22 protein-coding genes are annotated in these 22551 nt (G+C 61.3%); 9 read left to right on the forward strand and 13 right to left on the reverse strand.

Features of this window, described 5'->3' with window-relative positions; translation table 11 throughout:
* Window positions 1-70: 70 nt before the first annotated feature.
* On the reverse strand, window positions 71-1666 hold the full coding sequence (locus HOY34_RS04410) for a peptidoglycan -binding protein (protein ID WP_172360220.1): 1596 nt from the start codon (window positions 1664-1666) through the stop codon (window positions 71-73).
* A 3-nt stretch (window positions 1667-1669) separates the two neighbouring features.
* Window positions 1670-2977, reverse strand: a complete 1308-nt coding sequence (locus HOY34_RS04415; protein ID WP_172360222.1) for a biopolymer transporter ExbB — start codon at window positions 2975-2977, stop codon at window positions 1670-1672.
* Between the two features lie 229 nt (window positions 2978-3206).
* On the opposite strand from HOY34_RS04415, the gene HOY34_RS04420 reads away from it, so the two are divergent.
* The 5 genes from HOY34_RS04420 to pnp all read left to right on the forward strand — a co-directional run bounded on the left by HOY34_RS04420 (window position 3207) and on the right by pnp (window position 10511).
* Window positions 3207-4427, forward strand: a complete 1221-nt coding sequence (locus HOY34_RS04420; RefSeq protein WP_172360224.1) for a Na+/H+ antiporter NhaA — start codon at window positions 3207-3209, stop codon at window positions 4425-4427.
* A 324-nt stretch (window positions 4428-4751) separates the two neighbouring features.
* Window positions 4752-5402 carry an ABC transporter ATP-binding protein gene (locus HOY34_RS04425; protein ID WP_172360226.1) on the forward strand — a complete coding sequence of 217 codons (651 nt, stop codon included), beginning with the start codon at window positions 4752-4754 and terminating at the stop codon, window positions 5400-5402.
* Entirely contained in the window at window positions 5389-7143 is a 1755-nt protein-coding gene (locus HOY34_RS04430; protein ID WP_172360228.1) for a KpsE/RkpR family capsule polysaccharide export protein, read from the forward strand. Before HOY34_RS04425 ends, HOY34_RS04430 begins: the two co-directional genes overlap by 14 nt.
* A 30-nt stretch (window positions 7144-7173) precedes the next feature.
* Window positions 7174-8235, forward strand: coding sequence for a hypothetical protein (locus tag HOY34_RS04435; protein ID WP_172360230.1), 1062 nt, complete (start codon window positions 7174-7176; stop codon window positions 8233-8235).
* Between the two features lie 137 nt (window positions 8236-8372).
* Window positions 8373-10511: a polyribonucleotide nucleotidyltransferase gene (gene pnp / locus HOY34_RS04440; RefSeq protein ID WP_172360232.1), complete on the forward strand. Its 2139-nt coding sequence runs from the start codon at window positions 8373-8375 to the stop codon at window positions 10509-10511.
* Window positions 10512-10718: 207 nt separating this feature from the next.
* Here the strand turns inward: pnp and rpsO are convergent, their stop codons facing one another.
* Complete coding sequence (rpsO, locus tag HOY34_RS04445) at window positions 10719-10988, reverse strand: 30S ribosomal protein S15 (RefSeq protein ID WP_172360234.1); 270 nt, start codon at window positions 10986-10988, stop codon at window positions 10719-10721.
* 394 nt (window positions 10989-11382) lie between these two features.
* On the opposite strand from rpsO, the gene HOY34_RS22280 reads away from it, so the two are divergent.
* Window positions 11383-12597, forward strand: coding sequence for a calcium-binding protein (locus HOY34_RS22280; RefSeq protein WP_172360236.1), 1215 nt, complete (start codon window positions 11383-11385; stop codon window positions 12595-12597).
* A 211-nt stretch (window positions 12598-12808) separates the two neighbouring features.
* Here the strand turns inward: HOY34_RS22280 and truB are convergent, their stop codons facing one another.
* From truB to HOY34_RS04490, 8 genes are all read right to left on the reverse strand, one after another.
* The gene (truB, locus tag HOY34_RS04455; RefSeq protein WP_172360238.1) at window positions 12809-13711 is read right to left on the reverse strand and encodes a tRNA pseudouridine(55) synthase TruB; all 903 of its coding nucleotides are present in this window, start codon (window positions 13709-13711) and stop codon (window positions 12809-12811) included.
* 2 nt (window positions 13712-13713) lie between these two features.
* Entirely contained in the window at window positions 13714-14484 is a 771-nt protein-coding gene (locus tag HOY34_RS04460; protein ID WP_172360240.1) for a phosphodiester glycosidase family protein, read from the reverse strand.
* Complete coding sequence (gene rbfA / locus HOY34_RS04465) at window positions 14481-14897, reverse strand: 30S ribosome-binding factor RbfA (RefSeq protein WP_172360242.1); 417 nt, start codon at window positions 14895-14897, stop codon at window positions 14481-14483. The genes HOY34_RS04460 and rbfA overlap by 4 nt, the downstream gene beginning before the upstream one ends.
* 215 nt (window positions 14898-15112) lie before the next feature.
* Window positions 15113-16129 (reverse strand): tyrosine-type recombinase/integrase, encoded by a 1017-nt coding sequence (locus tag HOY34_RS04470; protein ID WP_172360244.1) that lies wholly within the window; start codon window positions 16127-16129, stop codon window positions 15113-15115.
* 319 nt (window positions 16130-16448) lie between these two features.
* Window positions 16449-16673 (reverse strand): hypothetical protein, encoded by a 225-nt coding sequence (locus HOY34_RS04475; protein ID WP_172360246.1) that lies wholly within the window; start codon window positions 16671-16673, stop codon window positions 16449-16451.
* A gap of 3 nt (window positions 16674-16676) precedes the next feature.
* Complete coding sequence (locus HOY34_RS04480) at window positions 16677-17207, reverse strand: hypothetical protein (protein WP_172360248.1); 531 nt, start codon at window positions 17205-17207, stop codon at window positions 16677-16679.
* A 56-nt stretch (window positions 17208-17263) separates the two neighbouring features.
* Complete coding sequence (locus HOY34_RS04485; protein ID WP_172360250.1) at window positions 17264-18016, reverse strand: hypothetical protein; 753 nt, start codon at window positions 18014-18016, stop codon at window positions 17264-17266.
* Window positions 18013-18201 carry a hypothetical protein gene (locus HOY34_RS04490; protein ID WP_172360252.1) on the reverse strand — a complete coding sequence of 63 codons (189 nt, stop codon included), beginning with the start codon at window positions 18199-18201 and terminating at the stop codon, window positions 18013-18015. The genes HOY34_RS04485 and HOY34_RS04490 overlap by 4 nt, the downstream gene beginning before the upstream one ends.
* Window positions 18202-18292: 91 nt before the next feature.
* On the opposite strand from HOY34_RS04490, the gene HOY34_RS04495 reads away from it, so the two are divergent.
* From HOY34_RS04495 to HOY34_RS04505, 3 genes are all read left to right on the forward strand, one after another.
* Window positions 18293-18493, forward strand: a complete 201-nt coding sequence (locus HOY34_RS04495; RefSeq protein ID WP_172360254.1) for a hypothetical protein — start codon at window positions 18293-18295, stop codon at window positions 18491-18493.
* A gap of 410 nt (window positions 18494-18903) precedes the next feature.
* Window positions 18904-19188 carry a hypothetical protein gene (locus HOY34_RS04500; protein ID WP_172360256.1) on the forward strand — a complete coding sequence of 95 codons (285 nt, stop codon included), beginning with the start codon at window positions 18904-18906 and terminating at the stop codon, window positions 19186-19188.
* 20 nt (window positions 19189-19208) lie between these two features.
* A complete protein-coding gene (locus HOY34_RS04505) occupies window positions 19209-19670 on the forward strand; it encodes a hypothetical protein (RefSeq protein ID WP_172360258.1) in 462 nt (153 codons plus the stop codon).
* Between the two features lie 194 nt (window positions 19671-19864).
* On the opposite strand, the gene HOY34_RS04510 is transcribed toward HOY34_RS04505, so the two are convergent.
* Complete coding sequence (locus HOY34_RS04510) at window positions 19865-20221, reverse strand: phage tail assembly chaperone (RefSeq protein ID WP_172360260.1); 357 nt, start codon at window positions 20219-20221, stop codon at window positions 19865-19867.
* Window positions 20221-22548 (reverse strand): phage tail tape measure protein, encoded by a 2328-nt coding sequence (locus tag HOY34_RS04515; RefSeq protein WP_172360262.1) that lies wholly within the window; start codon window positions 22546-22548, stop codon window positions 20221-20223. Before HOY34_RS04515 ends, HOY34_RS04510 begins: the two co-directional genes overlap by 1 nt.
* Between the last annotated feature and the right edge of the window lie 3 nt (window positions 22549-22551).

Consider the following 22551-nt stretch of genomic DNA (forward strand, 5'->3'; position numbering starts at 1 on the left):
GCGGGGCTTTTTTACGCTCACATCCTGGAATGGGCACGACCCCTGTCTGCGGCCTGCTGCCCAAACGGCCTCAGCGTTCGGTAAGTTTCAGCTCGATCCGGCGGTTCTGGGCCCGGGCGGCCTCACTGTCACCCGGGGCAACCGGGCGGTATTCGCCAAAACCCGTGGCGGCAAGGCGATCCGGCGGAAAGCCCAGATCGTTTTGCATATAGCGCACCACCGACAGCGCCCTTGCCTGGCTCAGCTCCCAGTTGTCGCGGAAGGCCCCGGCCCCTGACAGCGGCGTATTGTCGGTGTGGCCGTCGACCCGAATGATCCAATCGATGCCCGGCGGGATCTGCTGGCGGATTTCGTTCAAAAGCACGGTCACCGCGCCGATCTGGGCCTGGCCTTCGGGGGAGAGATCGGCCGAGCCCGGGCGGAACAGCACCTCTGACGAGAAAACAAAGCGATCGCCGACCACCCGGACGCCGTCGCGCCCGGCCAAAAGCGATGACAGCTGGCCGAAAAATTCCGAGCGAAAGCGCTCCAGATCCTGGTTTTCGGCCTCAAGGCGCAGCCGCTCAGCCTCTTCCAGCGCGGCCCGTGCGCGTTGTTCGGCCGCCACCTGCGCCAGCGCCGCGTTCAGATCACGCCCGAGCGAGTCGAGCTGTACATTCGTTGCCGCCCGCGCCGTCTCAGCCTCATCAAGCACCGATTGCAATGTGCCCAGCTGGCTGCGCAGCTGGGTAAGCTGTTGGTTCAAAAGCTCCATTTCGCGGGCTGAGGCCAATACCTTTTCCTGCTCGGCCAGCAGGGCAGTTTGGGCGACAGCCAGGGCTGCGTTTTTTGCACTGGCGGTTCCCGCCGTTTGCGCCGCAGCAGTTCGGGCCGCCGCCAGCAGGGTCAGCGTCTCTTCGGCGCGTTTGCGTTCAGCCTCCAGCGCCAGCGCCATCGCGGTCAATTCGCTGTCCGACCCTTCCAACTGTTTGCGCAAGGCCGCGAGGGCGGCCGCATCGGCCAGTGCCGCCACCTCTTTTGCGTCAAGTGCGGTGCGGGTGCTGGCCAGCTCGGCCTCTGCGCTTTCGGATTTGCCGCGTAACTCTGCGACCAGCGCCTCAAGTGCCTCGCGCCGGGCCGCATCCAGCCGGGCGGCCTCGGTCACCTGATCAACCTCAGTTCGCGCCGAGGCCAGCGCAAGGCGCAGCGCCTCGGCATCGCTGATCAGCTGGCGCTGGTTGTCTTGCAGATCACGCAGCTGCGTGCCGATCTGGTCGCGTGCAGTGATCAGCGCGGCGACCTGAGCCTCAAAGCTGGTGATCCGCTCATTCGCGGCCGTCAGTTCGGTATTGCGTGTGGCGATGTCGGTTCGCAGCTGCGCGATCACGCCATCCTGTTCCTGGCCACGTGCCATTGCCGCCGAAAGCGAGGCCTGCAGGCTGCCAACCTCGGTCTGCAGGTCGCCCGCCCGCCGCCGTTCCATTCCGAGGGCCTCGGACAGGGCGGAAACCTGTTGATTTAGCGAAGAAAGTTCATCGTCGCGCACGGTGATCTGTTCCTGCAGCACCGATTGCATAACGGTGAAAATGGTCAGCACGAACATCAGAACCATCAGCAGCGTCGTGACAGCATCGACGAAACCCGGCCAGATCAGGTTTGAATCGCGGCGGTTGCGCGACAGGGCCATGGGTCAGCGCCCCGGCGGCGTGCCAGCCGATGGCTGGCGTGTCAGCTGGCGCACGGCAAGGGTCAGCTGCGCAAGGTCGTGGCGCAGATCGGCCAGGGTTTCCTGCCGCCCGGCGCTGATCTCTTCAAGGATCCGCAGCATCTGCACATCAATCGAGCGCAGCCGCATCCGGCTTTCGGGATCTTCTGCGGCGGGCTGGCCGGGCTTCTGGGCTTTGGCCAGAAAGGCCAGCAGCTGCTCCTGGCTGTCGGCCAGGCGGCTGAGGGTGGCGGCGCTGTGCTGGCTGGCCTGTTCACCTGCGGCGAGCCGCGCATCGAGGCCGGTGGCGATACGGTCCACCGCCGTTGTCAGGCCGATCAGATGCGCAGCCAGTGCGCCCTGTGCTTCGGTGTTTTGCGCCTGCATTTGTGCAAGCGCTGTCTGAAATTCCCGGTTTTGCCGGGCGCTGAGATCGGCCATCTGCCCGGTCATCTGATCCAGTGCCTGCAGCAGAAGCGACTGGTCCTGGCCAGTTTCGCCATCGGCAAGGCCGATGCGGGTGATCGAGGACAGCCATTCCTCAAGCTCGCGGTAAAAGCGGTTCTGGCCGTGTCCGGCGAACAGCTCCAGCAGGCCCAGCACCAGCGAGCCGCCAAGGCCCAGCAGCGAGGATGAGAAGGCCGTGCCCATCCCGCCCAACTGCCCCTCAAGCCCCTGCATCAGCTTGCCAAAGACGGCCAGGCCGCTTTCGCCCTCGGCGGGTTCCAGGCTGCGGATGGTCTCAACCACGGCGGGAACGGTGGTGGCCAGCCCCCAGAATGTGCCCAAAAGACCTAAGAAAACCAGCAGGTTGATCAGGTAGCGGGTGATGTCGCGGGCCTCATCAACCCTTTGCGCGACGGAGTCCAGGATCGAGCGCCCCGAGGCCGATGAGATTGCCAGCCCCCGCCCGCTGCGCGATTTCAAAAGCGTCGCAAGAGGGGCCAGCAGCAGCGGGGCCTCGGCCTCATCGGGGGGCGATTGCCGGTCAATTTCCGGATTTTGATCGCGGCTTTGGCGGACATAGCGCTCGATCCAGCTGACCGATTGCGCAAGGATCCACAGTTGCCAGAAACAGGTGACCACGCCCAGCCCGAACACGAAGGCGATCATCCCGTTCAGCCAGGGGTTGATCAGCATGATGTCTTCGAGGCGTTTGTGCATGAACCAAAGGCCCACTGCCACAAGCACGCAGACGATCAACATGGTTACAATCGCGCGGATCGGCTGGCTGAATGTGGTGCCATTGGCGGCACCATTTGCTGCGCCCGTCGCGGCCTCGGGTCTTTGCATGGACGACTGCCTGCCCTTTGACTGCTTTGGCAGGACTCTAGCAGGTTGTGCTGCGCTGCCAATTAAAAACCTGCGGATGGCCGAAGTCACTGTGACGGCCAGGCCCGTTTCGCGGCGGCTGCCTCTGGCAGAGTGGCAACAGAGGCCAAGTCATGCCAGGCAGGGCGTTGCCGATGGCGACAGTGGCGATTAATCGGACGGTAATGCTGCTGCTGTCAGATCTGTGAAAATGTATCGAATCTCTCCCCATATCCGCACTTTCGCGCTGGCGCTTTTGGCCGGGGCCGGGCTTGCCACGCTTTGGGTCAATCTGGATCCGGCAAGCTATTATGATTTCATCGAATGGCGGATTGCCGATCTTATTCTGCCCGGCTGGGTCTGGGCGGGTTCGGTCAGTCTGACGCCGTTCATGATTGTTACCGATATCCTGATGGCGCTGTTTTTCTTTGTCATCGGCAAAGAGCTGTGGGAGGCGCTGACGCTTGAGCGTGGCTCGCTTTCCGGGCGTCGCGCGATTTTGCCGCTGGGGATGACGCTGGGCGGTCTGGTGGGGGTCGGTGCGGGCTGGCTGATCCTGTCGGCCCTGCTTGAGACAGCGCAAGAGGCTGTGCCCGGTGGCGGCTGGCAGGCCCCGCTGGGCAGCGATACGCTGTTGGTTTGTCTGTTCGGGCGGATGGTTTTCGGGCGGCGGCGGGCCCTGCATCTGGTGATGCTGCTGGCGATTGGCACCGATATCCTGGCGCTGCTGATCCTGGGGCTAAGCAATATGACGCTGTCGCCGCGCCTTCTGTGGCTGGGGCTGACGGTTGTGGCGGCGGTTGTCGTGCACCGCCAGTTCGGCCGCCCCGCCCAGCATACCAGCGAGCGCGAGCGGCGTGCAGCCGGTGCCCTCTGGCCCTATGTTATTGGCGGGGCGCTGTGCTGGTTCGGCGTGGCGGCGGCGGGGCTGCCTGCGACGCTGGGGCTTTTGCCTTTGCTGCCTGCGATTGCCCATTCCGATCGCAGCTTCGGGCTGTTTGCCGAGGCCGAGAATTTTCTGCCGGATGCGCTGAACCGTATGATCCGCATGCTGGTCTGGCCGGTTGTGGTGATCCTTTTCCTGTTCGGGCTGATCCGGGGCGGTGTGGATCTGGCCGCTTTTGCGCCGACGACGCTGGTTATGCTGGGGGCGCTGTGGATCGGGCGGCCGCTGGGTATGGCGGTGGTGGTGCTGGCGCTGGCGGCGGTCTTTGGCACCAGGATGCCACGCGGGCTGCGGGTGCGTGATCTGGTGCTGTCGGTTATCCTGCTGTCGCTGGGCTTTACGGTGCCCGCAGTTGCCATTGAGGCCAGCCTGCCAGGCGGCGCGATGCGCGAAGCGGCCCGGATGGGGATGGCGATCAGCCTGTTGGCCGGACCACTGGCGATTTTGCTGTCTCGCGCTCTGATGCGGCCATCGCCGCAGGGGTGAGGTGCGACCTGAAGTTGCAAAGTTCACAATTGATTGTATGTGGGCGCCATAATCCGACATAATGCGGCCAGATTGTCGCGGAATATAACGCGTAAGCCTGCGTTAACATATCAGACGCAGTATAGAGCCAATGGGGCCCTGCACCAGGATCCTGGACCTGGATTCTGGACGGCGGCTCTGGATGGCGGCCCCGGATGCAGGTCCTGAGCAGGCACGGCCGGATTGCCATGGCTGGATTGGCGCAGGCCGATGTTGGGTCAGGCAGTGTTGGGTCAGACGGATTGAAGGTGAAGGCGGCCCCCCGAGCTTGCCACAGGTGACGAAATGATCGAATTCGACAATGTTTCAAAGTCATTCTGGACCGGCACCCGTCGCAAGGTGATTCTTGACCGTGCTTCTTTTCGGGTCGAGCTGGGGCGCTCTTTGGGCATCCTTGCGCCAAATGGCACCGGCAAGACCACGCTGATTCAGATGATGGCAGGACTTGAAAAGCCCGATGAGGGGCGGATCACCAAGACCAGCCGGGTCTCATTTCCGCTGGGCTTTATGGGCGGGGTCGCCGGCAAGATGTCGGCGCTTGAGAACAGCCGTTATATTGCAAGGCTTTATGGCCTTGATCCTGACTATGTTGAAAGCTTCTGTCGCTGGGTCTGCGATCTGGGCGATTATTTCCGGATGCCGGTGGCGACCTATTCCTCTGGCATGCGCTCTCGTTTCAATTTCGCGCTGATGCTGGCGCTGGAGTTCGACATCTATCTGATTGATGAGGGCATGCCCTCGACCGGGGATGTCGAGTTCAACCGCAAAGCAGGCGGTATCCTGCGAGAGCGGCTGCGCAATGCGACGGTTGTCATCGTCTCGCATTCGGCGCAAACGCTGGAAAAATTCTGCCGCCAGGCGGCGGTGCTGCGCAATGGGCAGCTTTATATGTTCGACACACTCGAAGAAGCGAAACGCCTCTATGACTATGCTTAAGGCCGCACGGTTCAACATCCGCCAAACGGAAGCACCACCGGCCGCGCCGCCCAGGCGTCAGGCCCGGCGTGCGGCACCTGTGCCTGCGAAGGACGAGATGCTCTTCGACAATCCCGAGGATGGCTTCGGGGATCAGAAATTTGAAACCGCGGGCGGGCCGCTGTCGCAACCGGATCCTGCGCCCGTCGGGAAACCGGATGAAAACAAGGCTGAGCAGGGCGCTTCCGCGGCGGCAGATCCCGCGGATCCGCTTCAGCTTGAACTGGCGGCGATCCGCAAAGAGGGGCTGACGGGGCGTCAGCTGCGCACGGCCCGTCGCCTGGCGCAGAGCCATAATCTTCCGGCAACCTCAGATTATGATGCGGTGCGTCTGTTGCGGGCGGCCGGGATAAACCCGTTTGAGCGGGCCTCGATGCTGGATATGGTCACCGCAGAACCCGCTGCCGCGCAGGCGGGGCAGGGTGGTGGAGCGGGCTCTCCTCCGGCAGAGCCGGGCCGTGCCCTTACCCCGCTGCCGGGCGATGGGGTGAAACTGCCCCAGACCGTGAAACCCATCCAGGTGCCCTCGACCGAAGCCAGGGCAGAGGTAAATCACGCCGCTGAGATCCTGCGAATGCAGCAGGATATTGCAAAGCGCCGCCGCCGTAAGCTGGCGTTGCTGTTTACGCGAATGTTCATATTCGTGCTGCTTCCGACTGTGATTGCCGGCTGGTACTTCTCTTCGGTCGCCACGCGGCAATATGGCACCAAGTCGGAATTTGCGGTGCATATGGCCGAAAACCCGCAGGCCACTGGCGGTATGGGGGGGCTTTTGCAGGGCACCTCTATGGCGACCTCGCAGGATTCGATTGCCGTCCAGGGCTATCTGCAATCGCGTGAGGCCATGCTGCGCCTGGAAAACGATGTCGGCTTCCGTGAGTTTTTCAAGGGCGATCAGATCGATCCCCTGCTGCGACTGGCGCCGGATGCCTCATCCGAGGATGCCTATAAGCTTTATAAGTCCCATGTTCTGATCTCTTATGATCCGTCTGAGGGCCTTATCCGCATGGAGGTGATCGCCCCCAATCCCGAGATTTCCGTCGAATGGTCAAAGCAGCTGATCTCTTACGCCGAGGGGCAGATGGATCAGCTGACACAGCGCCTGCGTGAGGACGCGATGCGCGGTGCCGAGGAAAGCTATCTCGAGGCCGAGGCCGCAGTTGTGACTGCCCAGGAGCGGGTGATCTCTTTGCAGGAGCAGTTCAAGGTTCTGTCCTCTGAAACCGAGGTCTCACTGCTGACCTCGCAGATTGGCACGCTTGACACCCAGCTGATGCAGGAAAAGCTGGCACTGGCCCAGATGGAGGCCAATCCCAATCCGAACGCAGCCCGGCTGGAGCCGGTCAAGCGCCGGATCACAACCCTTGAGGCCGAGATCGCCGCTTTGCGCAGCCGCCTGACAGAGGGGGATGCCAGCGGCACTTCGCTGGCGCAGATCCAGGGCAAGCTGATGGTGGCCCAGGCCGATGTCGAGACCCGGCAGCTGATGCTGGCGCAATCCCTGCAGGCCAAAGAAAACTCGCGCATCGAGGCGAACAGGCAGACCCGCTATCTTTCGACCTCGGTCGCGCCGGTCCCGCCTGATGTGCCGACCTATCCGCGCGTCTTCGAAAATACGCTGGTGACGCTGCTGATCCTTGTGGGGATTTATCTGATGATCTCGATGACGGTCGCAATCCTGCGCGAACAGGTCTCGTCTTAATCGCGTTGCGCCAGGGCGGAGTTTACTGATTTGACTGCGGAACAGACCCGTCAGCCCAGCCCGGACACCACAAGGCTGTTTTGCTTCAGGAATGCCGATGCGGGCTGGATGCCGGTCAATCATCTGATCGACATGACCGCCCGGTTGCTGGAGGCAGAGATCTGCGATCTTTCGCAGATCCAGCCAGGCGTGTTGCAGCGTGTGGGCGCAACACTTCTGGCACCGCCGCGTGGCGGCAGCGGCGGCGACATCTTTCTGTTGCGCTCACCGCAAGAGCTGATCCGGGCCCTGGCCCACCCGCTCTGGCGTGACAGAAGGCGCTTCCGGGCGGTCTGGATCATTGACAGCTTCTGGACGGAAACCTTCCCGCGCCCGGCAAAGCATCTGCTGTCTCGCTTCGATCTGGTCGCCTGCACCCGCGCGGGCGATCTGCCGGATTATGAGGCGCTGGCACCGGGGCGCGCGATCTGCCTCGGCTGGGGTGCGGATGTGCTGGATATGGGCAGCGCGGCAGCAGAGCGTCCGCTTGATATATTGCGGGTCGGTCGTCAGCCGCCGGAGTGGGATGATGATGCGCGTATCGCCGCCGCCTGCGCCGCGCGAGGCTTGCGGTTTCACGGCCGCCCGCCCTTTCCGGTCTCAGTCCAGACCCAGCAACGCGAGCTGATGCGCGACTGGTATGCGCGGGCGAAATTCATCATTGCCCATTCCAACCTGGCCGCGCCTGCGCCCTATACCCACCGGGGCCGCGCCTATATCACGGCCCGCTGGACCGATGCGCTGGCCTGTGGTGCCTCGGTCGCGGGGCGCCAGCCTGAGGGCGATATGGCGCTGATCGATTGGCCCGGCGCGACGCTGGAAACCGGCGTGATTGATCCTGAGAAGAACCTGGACCAGATCGCCGAAGCTGTCAGCGCCTGGACGCCAGAGGTCGCGCAGCGCAATCATCAGATGGCGCTGGAACGGCTGGACTGGCGCTGGCGCGTGCTGGATCTTGCCACCCGTCTGGATCTGCATCCCGCCGCGCTGGACGTGGATCTTGATCGGTTGCGGCAGGCGCTTGGGCGCGATCAGGCTTCCCAAAGCGTCTGATTTATAGTATGTCCGCTGCCATCTGAGACGTGATCGCCCCCGGCCCCGGGCACATGCGTGAGGATTGGGGCGGCGACAATGGGGTCGCCACATATCGGGAGACCGGCAGGGGCCGGGGTGCTCCCAGAGGAAAATGAATGTTCAAAATCTCTAAAAAGTCGATCCAGTGGGGCAATGAAACGCTGACCCTGGAGACTGGGAAAGTTGCGCGTCAGGCCGATGGTTCGGTGATTGCGACCCTGGGTGAGACCCAGGTCATGGCCAATGTGACCTTTGCCAAAACCGCAAAGGAAGGCCAGGACTTCTTCCCGCTGACCGTGCATTATCAGGAAAAATACTACGCCGCCGGTAAGATCCCTGGCGGCTTCTTCAAACGTGAGGCGCGTCCTTCGGAAAAGGAAACGCTGGTCTCGCGTCTGATCGACCGTCCCTGCCGCCCGCTTTTCGTTGAGGGCTTCCGCAACGAAGTTCTGGTCATGGCGACCGTTCTGTCCTGCGACCTGGTGAATGATCCCGACATCGTGGCGATGATCGCGGCTTCGGCTGCGCTGACCATCTCGGGCGTGCCTTTCATGGGCCCGATCGGTGCGGCGCGCGTTGGCTTCTCGAACGGCCAATATGTGCTGAACCCGGCCATGGACGACATGACCCAGCTGCGCAACAACCCGGAGCAGCGCCTGGATCTGGTCATCGCCGGCACCAAAGACGCCGTGATGATGGTGGAATCCGAGGCCTATGAGCTGACCGAAGAGGAAATGCTCGGCGCGGTGAAATTCGGCCATGACGCGATGCAGCCGGTGATCGATCTGATCATCGACCTCGCCGAAGATGCCGCGAAAGAGCCCTTCGACTTCCAGGCCCCGGATTACTCGGCGCTTTATGGTCGCGTTGCTGCCGCCGGTGAGGCCCAGATGCGCGCCGCTTTCGCCATCCGCGACAAGCAAGAGCGCACCAATGCGATCTCGGCCGCCGTCAAGGCGATCAAAGAGGCGCTTTCGGAAGAGGATCTTGCCGACAAGAACCTTGGCTCGGCGATCAAAAAGCTGGAATCGGGCATTCTGCGCGGTGACATCATCAATGGTGGCGCCCGGATCGACGGTCGTGACAACAAAACCGTGCGTCCGATCTTCTGCGAAAACGGCATCCTGCCGCGTGCGCATGGCTCGGCTCTGTTCACCCGCGGGGAAACCCAGGGCCTCGTGGTCACCACGCTGGGCACCGGCGAGGATGAGCAGATCATCGACGCGCTGAACGGCAACTACCGTTCGAACTTCCTGCTGCATTACAACTTCCCGCCCTATTCGGTTGGTGAAGTTGGCCGCGTGGGCTCGCCCGGTCGCCGTGAAATCGGCCATGGCAAGCTGGCATGGCGCGCGCTGCAGGCGGTTCTGCCGGCTGCGACCGACTTCCCCTATACCGTCCGCGTCGTGTCGGAAATCACCGAATCGAACGGCTCTTCGTCCATGGCTTCGGTCTGCGGCGGTTCGCTTTCGATGATGGATGCGGGTGTGCCGCTGAAATCGCCGGTGGCTGGTGTGGCTATGGGCCTGATCCTGGAAGACGATGGCCGCTGGGCGGTTCTGACCGACATCCTCGGCGATGAGGATCACCTCGGCGACATGGACTTCAAGGTTGCGGGCACCGCGGCTGGCATCACCACCATGCAGATGGACATCAAGGTCGCAGGCATCACGCCTGAGATCATGGCGCAGGCTCTGGCCCAGGCCAAAGACGGCCGTCTGCACATCCTGAACGAGATGAATGCCGCGCTTTCGGCCCCGCAGGGCTTCTCGGCCTATGCACCGAAGATCGAGACCATGTCGATCCCGACCGACAAGATCCGTGAAGTGATCGGCTCGGGCGGCAAGGTGATCCGCGAGATCGTCGAGACCTCGGGTGCGAAAGTCGACATCAATGATGACGGCATGATCAAGATCGCGTCGAATGACGCGAATGCGATCAAGAAGGCCTATGACATGATCTGGTCGATCGTGGCAGAGCCGGAAGATGGCAAGATCTACACCGGCAAAGTCGTCAAACTGGTCGATTTCGGTGCCTTTGTGAACTTCTTCGGTAAGCGTGACGGTCTGGTTCACGTGTCGCAGATCGCCAATAAGCGCCTGCAACACCCGAATGAGATCCTGAAAGAGGGCCAGGAAGTCAAAGTGAAGCTGCTTGGCTTCGATGATCGCGGCAAGGTCCGTCTGGGCATGAAGATGGTCGACCAGGAAACCGGTGAGGAAATCACCGAGAAGAAAGAAGAAGCCGAGGGCTGAGCCCAGCTTCGGTAATTCGAAAGGCCCCGGAGAGATCCGGGGCCTTTTGCTTTGCCGGTGCGCTCCATCTGGGCGCTCCATTTGGGTGGCCGATCTGGGTGGCCCATGTGCCCGGGCAGGGGGGGCGGGCAGGGGTGCGGAATGCAAAACACCCGCGCCTTGCGGCACGGGTGTCGGAAAACCAGACCGGAAGTTCCGGTCTTTGACTTAGCGGCGCAGGCCGAGGCGCGAAATCAGCGAGCTGTAACGGCCTTCGTCTTTTGCTTTCAGATAGTCCAGCAGCTTACGGCGCTGCGCGACCAGCATCAGCAGACCACGACGCGAGTGGTTGTCTTTTTTGTGCGATTTGAAGTGCTCGGTCAGGGTGGCGATGCGCGAGGACAGGATTGCAACCTGTACTTCGGGCGAACCGGTGTCACCGGCTTTGGTCGCGTATTCCTTGATCAGGCGGGCTTTTTCTTCGACAGTGATCGACATCGGATGCTCCTTTCGGGGTTGCGAGAGACGGCACAAGCCGGGATGTCGTCCAGCAGGGCCCTTAATATCCTGCCAGGAAGCGTTAAGCCGCGAGACAGGATATGCGTCCATAGAGGGAATCGCCTGAAAATGAAAGCCCCAATGCCGGGCGCTTTGTAACGATCCCTGGTGTCCCTGGTCGGCCCTTTGACGGGGGCGCGGCCTGATTTTTCGCCAAAACGACGCTTTGGGAAACAGAGCGCTGCCGAATTATCACAACTTAACCATAGTGCGCGCTTTGAGATTTCCACCATACGTGGTATTTTTTCGGAGATAAGTTTCCATATACGTCAAATAGTTAACAGAAATATTGGTTAACGGGCGCCTGCGAGGTGGCCCCTTATGAGGTGCGGTCATGCTTGGTTTGCTTGGATTGCTGGGGGTGGTTTTTGCCGGCGCCGCAGTTGATGGCTGGATGACACGCCAGTCCGATGACGACGAAGACGATGAGAATGGCCATGATGACGATTCTCAGGGTGGCGGAAACCTTTTGGATGACGACGATACGGCCGAGGATCCGTTTCGCGGCGTGAACCCGTTCCGCTTTGGTGGCGGAAATCCCGGTCTTTGGTCACCCGGTGGCGGCGGCAGCGATGGCGCGGAACCGGGCGAGGGTGCGCCCGATCTGACGGGTGACGATCTGACAGATGGCGATGTGCCGGGCTCGGTGCCCGTTCCCGTACCCGTACCCGTGCCGGGGCCAGTCGGGGGGGCAGTCGGGGGACCAGTCACTGCGGACGGTGCGACGGATGCGGCCGGTGATGACGCGACGCAGGCCACCCTCAATGGCACGGCGGCAGATGATCTGCTGGACGGCAGTGACGATGCCGATCTGATCTATGGCGGTGCGGGTGGCGATCAGATCAACGGCCTCGATGGGGCAGATTCGATCTATGGCGGGGCAGGTGACGATATCGTCAATGCCGGGGCAGGCGACGACCTGGCCTATGGCGGTGCGGGCAATGATGAGCTGCATGGCGATGCCGGCAATGACACACTCTACGGTGAGGATGGCGACGATCGGCTGATGGGCCATGAGGGCGATGATCTGCTCTTAGGCGGTGCCGGCAATGACACGCTGTTGGGCGGTGAGGGGGACGATACGCTGCTTGGCGACCAGGGGGATGACTGGCTTTGGGGGGGGGAAGGTGATGACCTGCTGATCGGTGGCAGCGGCTCGGACACCCTGGATGGCGGCGCTGGAAATGACACGCTCTGGGGGGCCTTCCCTGAAGGTGGTGACGATTCTGCGGTTGATTTCCTGAACGGCGGTGACGGCGATGATGTGCTCTATCTTGGCTCTGGTGATTACGGGAATGGTGGCGCAGGGAATGATACATTCGTCCTGACCAGGTGGCTGGATGAGGGCGGGATGGCGACGATCACCGATTACAACGCAGACGACGATCAAATCGTGCTTGTCTATGATCCCGCCGTTCACACATCCCCTGCAATCACCATCAGCCAGCCAGAGGGGGGAAGCACGTCTCTGATCAGTATTGACGGTTTTGTTGTGGCCGAGGTGAACGGCCATATCGACGCCGAAGAAGTCAGGCTGATCGCCGCCTGATACCTGCCCGATTTCGGGATGTCGGGCAGATCAGGGCAGAAATCCATAGACAGGTCGGGCAGTGGTCCGGTCTGTTTGCTGAATGCCAGTTTCGCTGGCTGTCTTATGGCGAGTGCCTGCGCGGTTAAGCCAGCCGCAGCCCCTGACCGGGAAAAGCCTGTGCCGCCGGGCAAGGGCAGCACAGGCAAAGGGCAGCCACAAAAGGCTGATCTTACAGATTGAACACGCGGGCCGGATGCAGCTCGCCGCCCATATAACGGCCAAGCGCCAGCGCCCGCCCGTCAAAGCTGGCCCAGGCCTCATCGCCATAGGGGATATGGGTCAGTACCTGGCCTGGATTGCCATTTTTCAGCCGAACAGCCCCTTCCGGGGTGGCTTTCAGCTCTGGCAGGTCGGCCAGCGCCAGCTCCAGCGGTGCCAAAAGCGTGTCGATTGCGTCCTGGCGCGCCAGGGCCTCGATCTGCTCCATTGTCACCGCCCGCTGCGCCTCAAACGGGCCCGACCATTCGCGCCGCAGCCAGGCCACATGGCCCAGGCATCCCAGAACCTGCCCCAGATCGCGGGCGATCGCGCGCACATAGCCGCCTTTGCCGCAGACCATTTCCAGATCCACATGATCGGCATCGGGCCGCCCCAGAACGGTCAGGCTGTCGACCCAAAGCGGGCGGGCGGCCAGCTCCATCTCGACACCTTCGCGGGCCAGATCATAGGCGCGTTCGCCGTCGACCTTCACGGCCGAGACCTGGGGCGGAACCTGCATGATGTCACCGCGAAAGGCGGGCAGGGCCGCCTCTATCTGCGCATCCGAGGGGCGCAGGTCACTGGTTTGCAAGACAGTGCCGCTGGCATCATCGCTGCTGGTCGCAGCCCCAAAACGGACCCGAAAGCGATAGCATTTCAGCGCATCGGCGACGACGGGCACACATTTGGTGGCCTCGCCCAGGGCGACGGCCAGAACGCCGGTCGCATCAGGGTCAAGCGTGCCGGCATGGCCCGCTTTTTGCGCCTGAAACGCCCATTTCACCTTGTTGACGACATCGGTAGAGCCGATTCCGGCGGGCTTATCGACGATCACCCAGCCATGCACCGGGCGTCCCTTGCGCGTTCTCGCCATGTCTATTCCTTAACGGCAGCCGAATCGATGACGGTGCCCACAATCGGCCCCATCGAGAAGCCGCCGTCATGCCGCCCCAGCTCGGGCGCGTAAAGGCGGGAAATATTGCCGTCGAAATAAAGCGCGTTTTTCAGCCCCAGCCCGTCACGGAAAAACCGCGCAAACTGATGGAAGTTCACGGCACGATCACTCATGACAAAGACCGCGCGGGTGCCCGCCTCATCAACGCCGACGCCATTGCGCAAATAGGTCGAATCGCTGTCCTTCAGAAAACGCGGATGCAGCTTTCCGTCGATCACCAGCATCGGGCCAGACTGGGTTGCATAGCGGCAATTGCCGCGAATCGGCTCGAATTTCCGGCTGTCGGTGATGTAAAAACTGCCATCCGCCCAGCAGAAAACCCCATTGGGCAAAAGCCCGAAATTGCCCGGTCCGGCGGCCGTCACGATGGCATGTTTTTCGACACCATCCTCAATATAAAGCCCAACGGGCGAGCGGTCGCGGTGATACATGCCCGCATTCATCGCAAAGCCAAGCGCCTTGCCCTCAGCGGCCAACGCCTGGTCTATCGCTCTGAAATTGCCGTAATTTCCGTTCGGGCCGGTCAGGAAAAGCCGCAGATCATCGGCGGCGGTGACCTCACAAAGGCTGTAAGAGGTTTCTTCATAGACCTGCTGGCGACAGCTGGAGGCCCCGGCCGCAGACAGCCCGCCGATCGCGCCTGCGCCAAAAGTCGCCAGGGCTGCAGCCGCAAGAAGGGCGCGGCGGATCACTCTTCGTCCTCCGCCTGCCCTCCGATGTCGCGCTGGACCTTCGGGTCGGAAAACAGCCGCCGCGTTTCATCCAGGCGATCGAATGTCTCATCGGGGCGAAAGCGCAGATCCGGCGCATATTTCAGCGTCAGCTCTGCCGCGACCCGGTGGCGCAGCTCGCCTTTGTGCTTTGCCAAAAGCTTGACCGCCTGTTCCACCGGCGCCGTTCCCAGCAGCGGCATCACGTAGACGGTCGCCACCTTGAGATCGGGCGAGCAGGAAACCTCGCCGACGGTGATTGGCATGGCGTTCAGTTCCGGGTCGTGAATCTCGGCCCGGTTCAGAACATCAGAGAGGGTGCGTCGGATCAGTTCGCCAACCCGCAGCTGACGCTGGGACGGCCCCTGACCGGAGGGAGTGCGTTTTGCGGCCATGACCCAGCATCTAAGCGCTTTCCGTTCGCCCTGCAACGGCGGCGTTGCAACCTGACGCCGAAGTGTTTGCGTCATTCTGACAGCGCAGACTGCAAGACGCCCACTGACGGGGCGATGGCGGGGTAAGGAAAATGCCGCATAAATTTCTGTTGCACAGTTCGAAAAGCAGGAGTAGGTGCCGAGGTGGGACACCTCTCCCCAACGAGGGACAGTGTTCATGAGGATTTTTTTCTTTCTTTTCCAACACTTGATTTTTTAGGCTTCGCATTTTGTGCGGATTTTGTGCGGAATATCGCATCCGTCACGGTCAGGTCAGAAATCGCATGGGCATAGGTCCGCAAGACCACCGTGGCATCCTTCCAGCCACCGCGCGCCGCCACCGTCTTCACATCGACACCAGCCCGCAGGAGCAGCGTGGCAAAGCCATGACGGCAGCAATGCGGGCTGCGGTAGGGCAGCTTGGCCCGCTCCACCGCCTTCTTCCACGGCTGCCAGACACTGTCCCGGCGCTCATAGCCGAAGACCAGCTCATCGGGCTTCCGGTTGCTCGGGATCGCCTCCAGCGCGGCCACCACCTCAGCGGCCAGATGGACCATATGCTCTTCATTGTTCTTCCGGGACAGCGGGACATTCGCCCGGCCGGCGTTCAGATCCACCCTGCCCCAGGTCAGCGCCACCGCCTGCCCCGCCCGCGCCCCGGTGCCCAGCATGAAGGTGCAGAGCGCACCCAGATGCAACGAGGCGTGAGCGCTGAAGGACTCGGCCCATTCGGGATCCACGATTTCCTTGACCTTCACCTCAACCGGGAAGCGTTTCACCTTGACCGGCTGGCACCAGTTCAGGCCCGCCGCGTGGTTGATGATCGCCTGCGTCGGCACGATCACCTGCCGATTGCGCGTCGCGCCCTTTGCGGTCGGGTAGAGCTTAAATGCCGACTGGCGGATGCCCTCGGCGGTGATCTCGCGCAGCAGGGTATCTTTCCAGTGATCCGCAATCGGCACGATAAAGCGGTCTGACTTTTCGGCTTCCAGATAAGCCAGCGCCGCCTGGGCAAAGGTTACGTGGGCGTGCGGCCCGTCGAGGTGGCGTTTCCATTCCGCCGCTTCGAGTTCTGCGGCGATCCTTTGGGCGATCCCTTTGTCAGTCGCTCGCGTAGTGCCTCGTAATTCCCGGCCGGCGACTGTGCCCCGGTAATGCCAGATCCGACCGCGCTTGAAGATTGTGAGCGACATTCAATCGCCTCCATAAAGGCTGCGACATGGTGGAGCAGCATCACTTTAGTTTTTCCGAGCTTGCAGTAAGTCCCGAGTTCCTTGATCTTGTCTTCAACTGCCCGCTCCGACATACGCAAATGCGCCGCCAATTCGGCAGGCAACACATGCGGAGGAAGGAGCGGGTTTGGCAGCATCAGTCAGGCATTCATCATCTTGTTTCAGCTTGTCTTTTTCTAAAAATACGGATTTTCGCACTTTCAGAACCAGAAGATCACAGGGATATAATCGGCTATCTCAGTGAAAATCCAAAGCACCTGATTCACGTTTTCCACATGAATCAGGCTGCCGTCTCGGATTCGACCTTGTAAAACTTCGGAAAGGTAATTCGGGGACCGCGTTTCAACAGAACTTTTCCGCCCTCGGCATCCGCATCAATCATATAGAGGTGCTTGCGGTAATATCGGTTGTCGTCATCCTCGCCATCCGGCTCACGCAAGATAAGCATATGGAGAGCATGGAAGGGTTCCGGGATATTCCATGCCGTGAAAGTTTTGGCGTCCATGGATTAGGCCTCCGGCTCGAAGTTCATGCCGGAAACGATCTTGCACACGGCACTCGACGCGAAGCTAGCAAGGGCTTTGGTGTTCACCACATCCATTGCGTAGAGGTCGAGCGACTCGATCTGCTCATAGGTATTGGCCTTGAACCGGATCGGGCGGTTCAAAGACAGCGTCTCACCGTGCGGAGACATCCCTTTCTCATTGCGGACATCACCATGCCCCCAGAACACCGGGGCATCACGCCCTGCAATATGCTTCGCCACGAACTCAGCGATGATCCACGAATGCTCGAAGAGGCGCTTCAGATCCATGGGCCGCTCGCCCTTCACGGGCAGATCGAGCTGCTTGCCCCGCCCGTGAAGAATTTCGGCAACCCAGAATGCAACAAGGTCGCGGCCCGAATAGAGCCAGTGACCGTTTGCGCCTTTCTCTCCATAGGGCTCGAGATAGCCCTTCAAGCGATAGTCGCGGAGCAGCTCCGGCGACCAGAATGACACGGCACGAACATCAGCAGGCGTGTGGGTGTAGGTTTTCATTGCTCAACTCCATAGCTGTCAGCAATGGATATACCATCGCCAACAGCTACGGTCAATCACATCAGGACCTCCAGAAGCGCCCTCCCGAGCATCGCACCCATGTGACCCTTCGGGCCAGTCATGTCCCTGAGGTTGCCCCAGGTCGCGTCATAGGGCCGCAAGTTCCCAAGTGCGGCAACCGCCCGCGCCTTGATCCGCACCCCTTCGATAGTGGCGGCCGGCTCCCCGAGAACCTGCCTGGCAAAATCGAACATCCGATCCCGAGCCGCGACACGGGCAGCCTCCAGCGCCTCAAAATCCGAGGCTTTCCTGATGCGCTCGCATTCCGACAAATACCCCGGCAGAAGCGCAATCCCCAGTTCCGCCCGGTCTATCTCACTTTGCCAGTAGTTCAGCGTCCGCCTCGACGAAGGCTTCTTGCGCTTTGCATCCCGGGCAAGCGCAGCGAGCATGCTGTCCCGGCGACTTTCCATGTTGTGAAGTTCAAGACGGCGCATTGGCTTGTCCTGCCCGGGGCGGACGAGGCCAGAGCCATTAAGATCCCGCTCGATCTCTCCGATCCACCCGCCGCCTTGCACAACACACGGATCCGGGGCCAGCGGCCATTGCGGATGCCACTCACGCCACATCGCATCCCAGGCCGTGCAGGCATTGTGATAAGCCGCCTCCACGCCGGGGAGTTCCTGCCCAAGCGCAAGCAGAGCCGGATTTTCCGCAGGGGCCGGCGCAGCGACCGACGGCGCCTCACAAACGGCCAGCGGGGCGAGCGCAGCAACCGGGGCGGCGGTGATGAACTGGCGGCGCTTCATTGGGCCACCCCCATCAGACGCTCGGTCTGGCGCAGGGCGCGCCGGCAGTAGCTGCGAGCCTCGCGGATGTGCTGGGGATAGCCCGAGGCGCTCTCGGTCGCGTCCAGTGCGAGGGTGAGCATGTCGGCGATTTCGTGCAGGCTTGCCACAGGCATGGCCGGGCCGTTATGGCTGGTGATAGCCATTCTCTGATCCTCCAATGATCAGTGTTTCGGTTAGGGCCGGAGTGAAGGTGCAAACTTCCTTCGGCCCGATTATTGTGATAACCCGGTTAGTATGGTCGAGCAAGAAAAAACTGTGATAACCCGAAAAGGGAAACGCGGCCCTGCCCCAACCGGCAAGGGCACCCTCATCGGTGTGCGCTTGCACCCTGACCTGCTCGACTGGGTCGACACCGAGCGCGCCAAACAGACCCCCGAACCCACCCGCCCGGAATTCATCCGCCAGGTGTTGGAAGAGAGGAAGGAAACCAAATGACCCGCGTTTGTATCGTTGGTATTGAGGGGAAACCCAAGTCTGGCGAGTATGAGTATCTGCTCCTTGATCCGGTGCCAGTAGCGGGAGACATTCTGCACATCAGATTACATGGCCGAGAGGCTAACTTTGAAGTCGTGAAACGGCACTTCGGGATAGAATTGCTACGTAGTGGACACGCTCACGAACTGGATATGGTCTACTTGCACGTTCGTGAGAGCAAGCTGCCCAACCCAGCAAATCTGGCACCGATCCCGGGCTAAAGGAGCCCCCCCTGTGTCCGGCCTGTCGGACCCGGCCCGTGTCCGATTTTCAGCACTTTCCGTGTCCGGCTGCCCGGACACTAACCTGTAATAGAACCAGTAATTAACCCGCGCGAGGCTACTCGCAAACCGAAGGACTGGACCTGAGCAATGGCCTATCAGATCTTCAACACGTTCGAACCCGGCTCCGTAGACGTCGGGCAACTGATTGAGGTTGAGTATCTCGGTTTTGGATTTCACCATCGCTATCTCGCGAAAATCCTGCATGTCGAATACGACTGCATCACCGCAGAGGTGCGGTATATCTGGTCCTCGAACAAAAAAGACGAAAACGGGCATCCAGTCTGGGCCAGGCTAATGTCACGCGGAGTGGTCGGTATTGGAGAACGAGTCCAAGTGTCCCACGGTCATATCGACAAGGCTTCCCTCGAGTAATTTTCAGGAAGGTGAAGTAAATGGATATTGTTTCTCTGATACTCTCTGCCCTTGGCCTTGGTCAGTCTATTGAAGCAAAGATCAGCGACCGCCGCACTGAAGCTATGAAAATTGCAAACGATGTCTCAACGCAGCTGGGGATCGCATCCCAAACTCTGAAATGGGAGGCCCTTCGGGTGAGACAACGTTGGACCGCCAGCACACCACCAGGCACACCATTCCCAGATATAGCAGGCAGCAAGCTGGACGAAATGATAGCTGGCTACGAGATCGCGGTGGCAGCGTGGGCCCCTGAGAAGCTCATGAAGGAGTTTGCAGAGGTCCCGCGCGGAAACCTTCGCCAGTGGGACTTCATCATCCAGTCTCTTCATGCGAAGAAGGGGGCCGCGGAGCAGATGATCCATCAGCAATTAGGTGGCATCAAGGCGATGGATCATGCGCTGGATAATGCCATGAAGGCTGAGCAGGGCTTCTTGTCCTGAGCGGTTGTTTTGACGGGATCTGGATAAGAAGCCATCTTTCCGACGTCCAATGCTGCGACCGCGAAAGATCCGACAATATAGGGTTAACGGCAAAACCAGCCTCCAAATCCATATTATCGAGCCTCAGCGCTCATGGCTCGATAATAAAACCCGCGCCTCGGCCAGGCTCGATAATATGGGGTGAGCGGCTCCGATCACCCCAGAACCAGATCGGCAAGAGCAGCGGTCAGAGGCTGGCTGGACCTTTGCGGCAAGGTCTTCATGCCCTCGGGCGCGCGCTGGTTTTTGGCATAGGCCTGATCCAGCCAGGCGCGATCCATCTCCATCAGGATCGAGATGTGACGCGGCTCCAGGGCAAGGCGCATCATCCGGCAATATGCTTCCACCTCCGAGGGCTGAAGCGCGTTCGGGCCAGCGGGGTGATAGGTGCGGGTCAGGCTCAGGCGCTGAAACGTGTTCCAAAGGAGCCGGCCTGCCTCTGGCGGGCGGACGTTCTCCCCCTTCAAGGCGGCGGTGACGGCAGCACTGAGCTGGCGGGACAGGCGGCGCATCAGCGGATACCGAAAGCGGTTTTAGACCGGCGTGAAGCCTGCATAGAGGATGAGACCGATTTTCCGACAATACCCGGCGCAGCCTTCCCCACCACATTGCCAGCGGTGCGGGTCGAGATCCGCTCGACTGCCGCCTGCCAGTTACCATCCTGATCCACCGAAACCCGCACATCGACCTGCGAGGAACCGCCGCCGGCGCTCTGGCCGCGCGTGTGATCTACCACCGTCTCGCGCGGGTGCATCATTGCGAGGAACCCGCCTTTACCGTCCAGCCCGCCAGAGCGCGGCGCGTCACCGGTATAGCCGCCGCCGTCGAAGCTGCCGCCCAGAAGGTTGCCGACGAAGCTGAACAGCCCGCCGCCGCCCATGCCTTCGATCATCTTGAACATCGCGGCCTTGAACTGGGCTTTCGCGATTTCCATCAGAAGATCGGCAATCGCTTCCTTCGCGCTCTTGCTGCCGTCGAGGATGGAATCGAACATGCTGCCAAGGGCATCCTTGCCGCGCTCGGTTGCCTCCTCGATCTTTTGCATCTTCTCGGCCGCCGCTTCCGCCTCCAGGCCAGCCGTGGCATAGGCACGGGCCTGCGCCTCGATCTGCGCCGTGAGCTCGGGCGTGATCGCAATCCCCTGCTTTTGCGCCGCCATCAGAAGTTCGGCCTTCTTCTTCGCGTAATCCGCCGCGCCGGCATAATCACCGCGCGCATCGGCGGCCGACAGGAAGGCCATTGTCTCGGCCTCCAGCATGGCGATCTGCTCGCGGGTCTGTTCCATCGCCTCGGCAAACTCGTCGCGAGAACGGCCACCGCCGCCCCGACCACCACGACCGCCGCCGCCCGTGTTTCCGGTGTCCCCCAGATCGACGGTATTGTCTCGCCAGTTGGGGCGCGGGCTGGACGGCATGTCGCTGTCAAAGGTGGGCGGCATGTTTGCAGCCGCGCCGCCCTGGAGAGGGGTGCCCGTGGTGACGTTCGAGGTGTCAATGCCTGCGACATGGGCCAGCCAGCCCGCAAGACTCCGTGCCATGCCGACAGCATACATCAGCCCATCGGCCAGCGAGAGCACATCCTCGATTGCCCCGGCCATGGAAATCTTGTCCGCTTCTGATAGGGTGCTGAATGCCTCGGCAGCGCGGTCTCGCACATCGACAAGCCCGAGGGCGAGTTGCTCTGCTGTGATATCACCCTGTTCAAACTGATCGTGGAGCGTCCGCATCTCGGCAGCGAGCGCTATCAGCTTCGCTTCAAGATCCGTATTTCCAAGCGCAGCGGCCTCCTGAGCGGCATCAGTCAACCCGCCCACCATCTCGCGCAAAGACCAGACCATATCGAAGACGGCCTGATCCAGCCCTTCAATGGCCTCAACGTTATCATCGACGGCCTGCTGGTTCTTCTTCAGATCATCATAGACTTCGTTCCCGAGAATGGTGCGCGCACGGCCCTCATCGCCCAAAAGGTCATCAAGGCTGTTTTGCAGCCCTACAATCCATGTGATGAAATCAGCCGTGTGAACCGCCGCTTTCTGAAAACCCGCGCCGATGGCGCTGGTGACGGCTTGCCATTTCCGGTCCAGTTCATCGGCCTTGTCGAACATCTCCCGCGACAAAACCCCACCGAACTCATGCGCGGTTTCGATGGCCTTCCTGATCCCAGCCTCGCCCTGATCGAGCAACTGGACGAACTGTTCGCCCCCGGTGCCACCGAAAAGCTCATCCGCGATCCGGATCTGCGCCGCCTTGTCGAGGCCTTCCAGCCGGCCGATGATTTCCAGCATCAGGGCAGAAGGGTCTTTCAGCTTCTTCTTCAGGTCTTGTGCCGTGAAACCGAGTCGGTTGAACGCCTCGGCCGCCGACCCGCCGCCCGTTACGATGAACTCATCGGCTCGCAGGTTCAGTTCTTTGAACCCATCGACCAGCGCGTCGATGCCGATCCGGTTCTGTTCTGCGACGAACTTCCATTCCTGGAACGCCTGAAGGCTGAGACCCGAGCGCTTAGCCTCATCCCCGACCTGAGCAATACCGCGCACTGTCTGGTGCAGGCCCGAGGTCAGACCCGCCAACGCGGCGGTGACGGCACCACCTGCAAACCCCAGGGCGAAGGTTTTGGCAAAGCTGCCGATCTTCGTGCCGGTCGAGGCCAGCGCCTGGTTGATGCGCGTTGTCGAGCGGAGCATATCCGTTTCCATCTGGGCAGTGGCGCCGCGCGATCCTTGCCGCAGGCGGGTATAAGACCGGGTGCCGGTGCCCTCGGCCTTGCGCATCCGCTTTTCGAATTCCGAGACCCGGGCCTCGAGCATCACCACAAGGCGTTCATCCGCTGACTGGCTCATGCC

It is taken from the genome of Pseudogemmobacter hezensis (assembly GCF_013155295.1).
Taxonomy (GTDB): Bacteria; Pseudomonadota; Alphaproteobacteria; order Rhodobacterales; family Rhodobacteraceae; genus Pseudogemmobacter; species Pseudogemmobacter hezensis.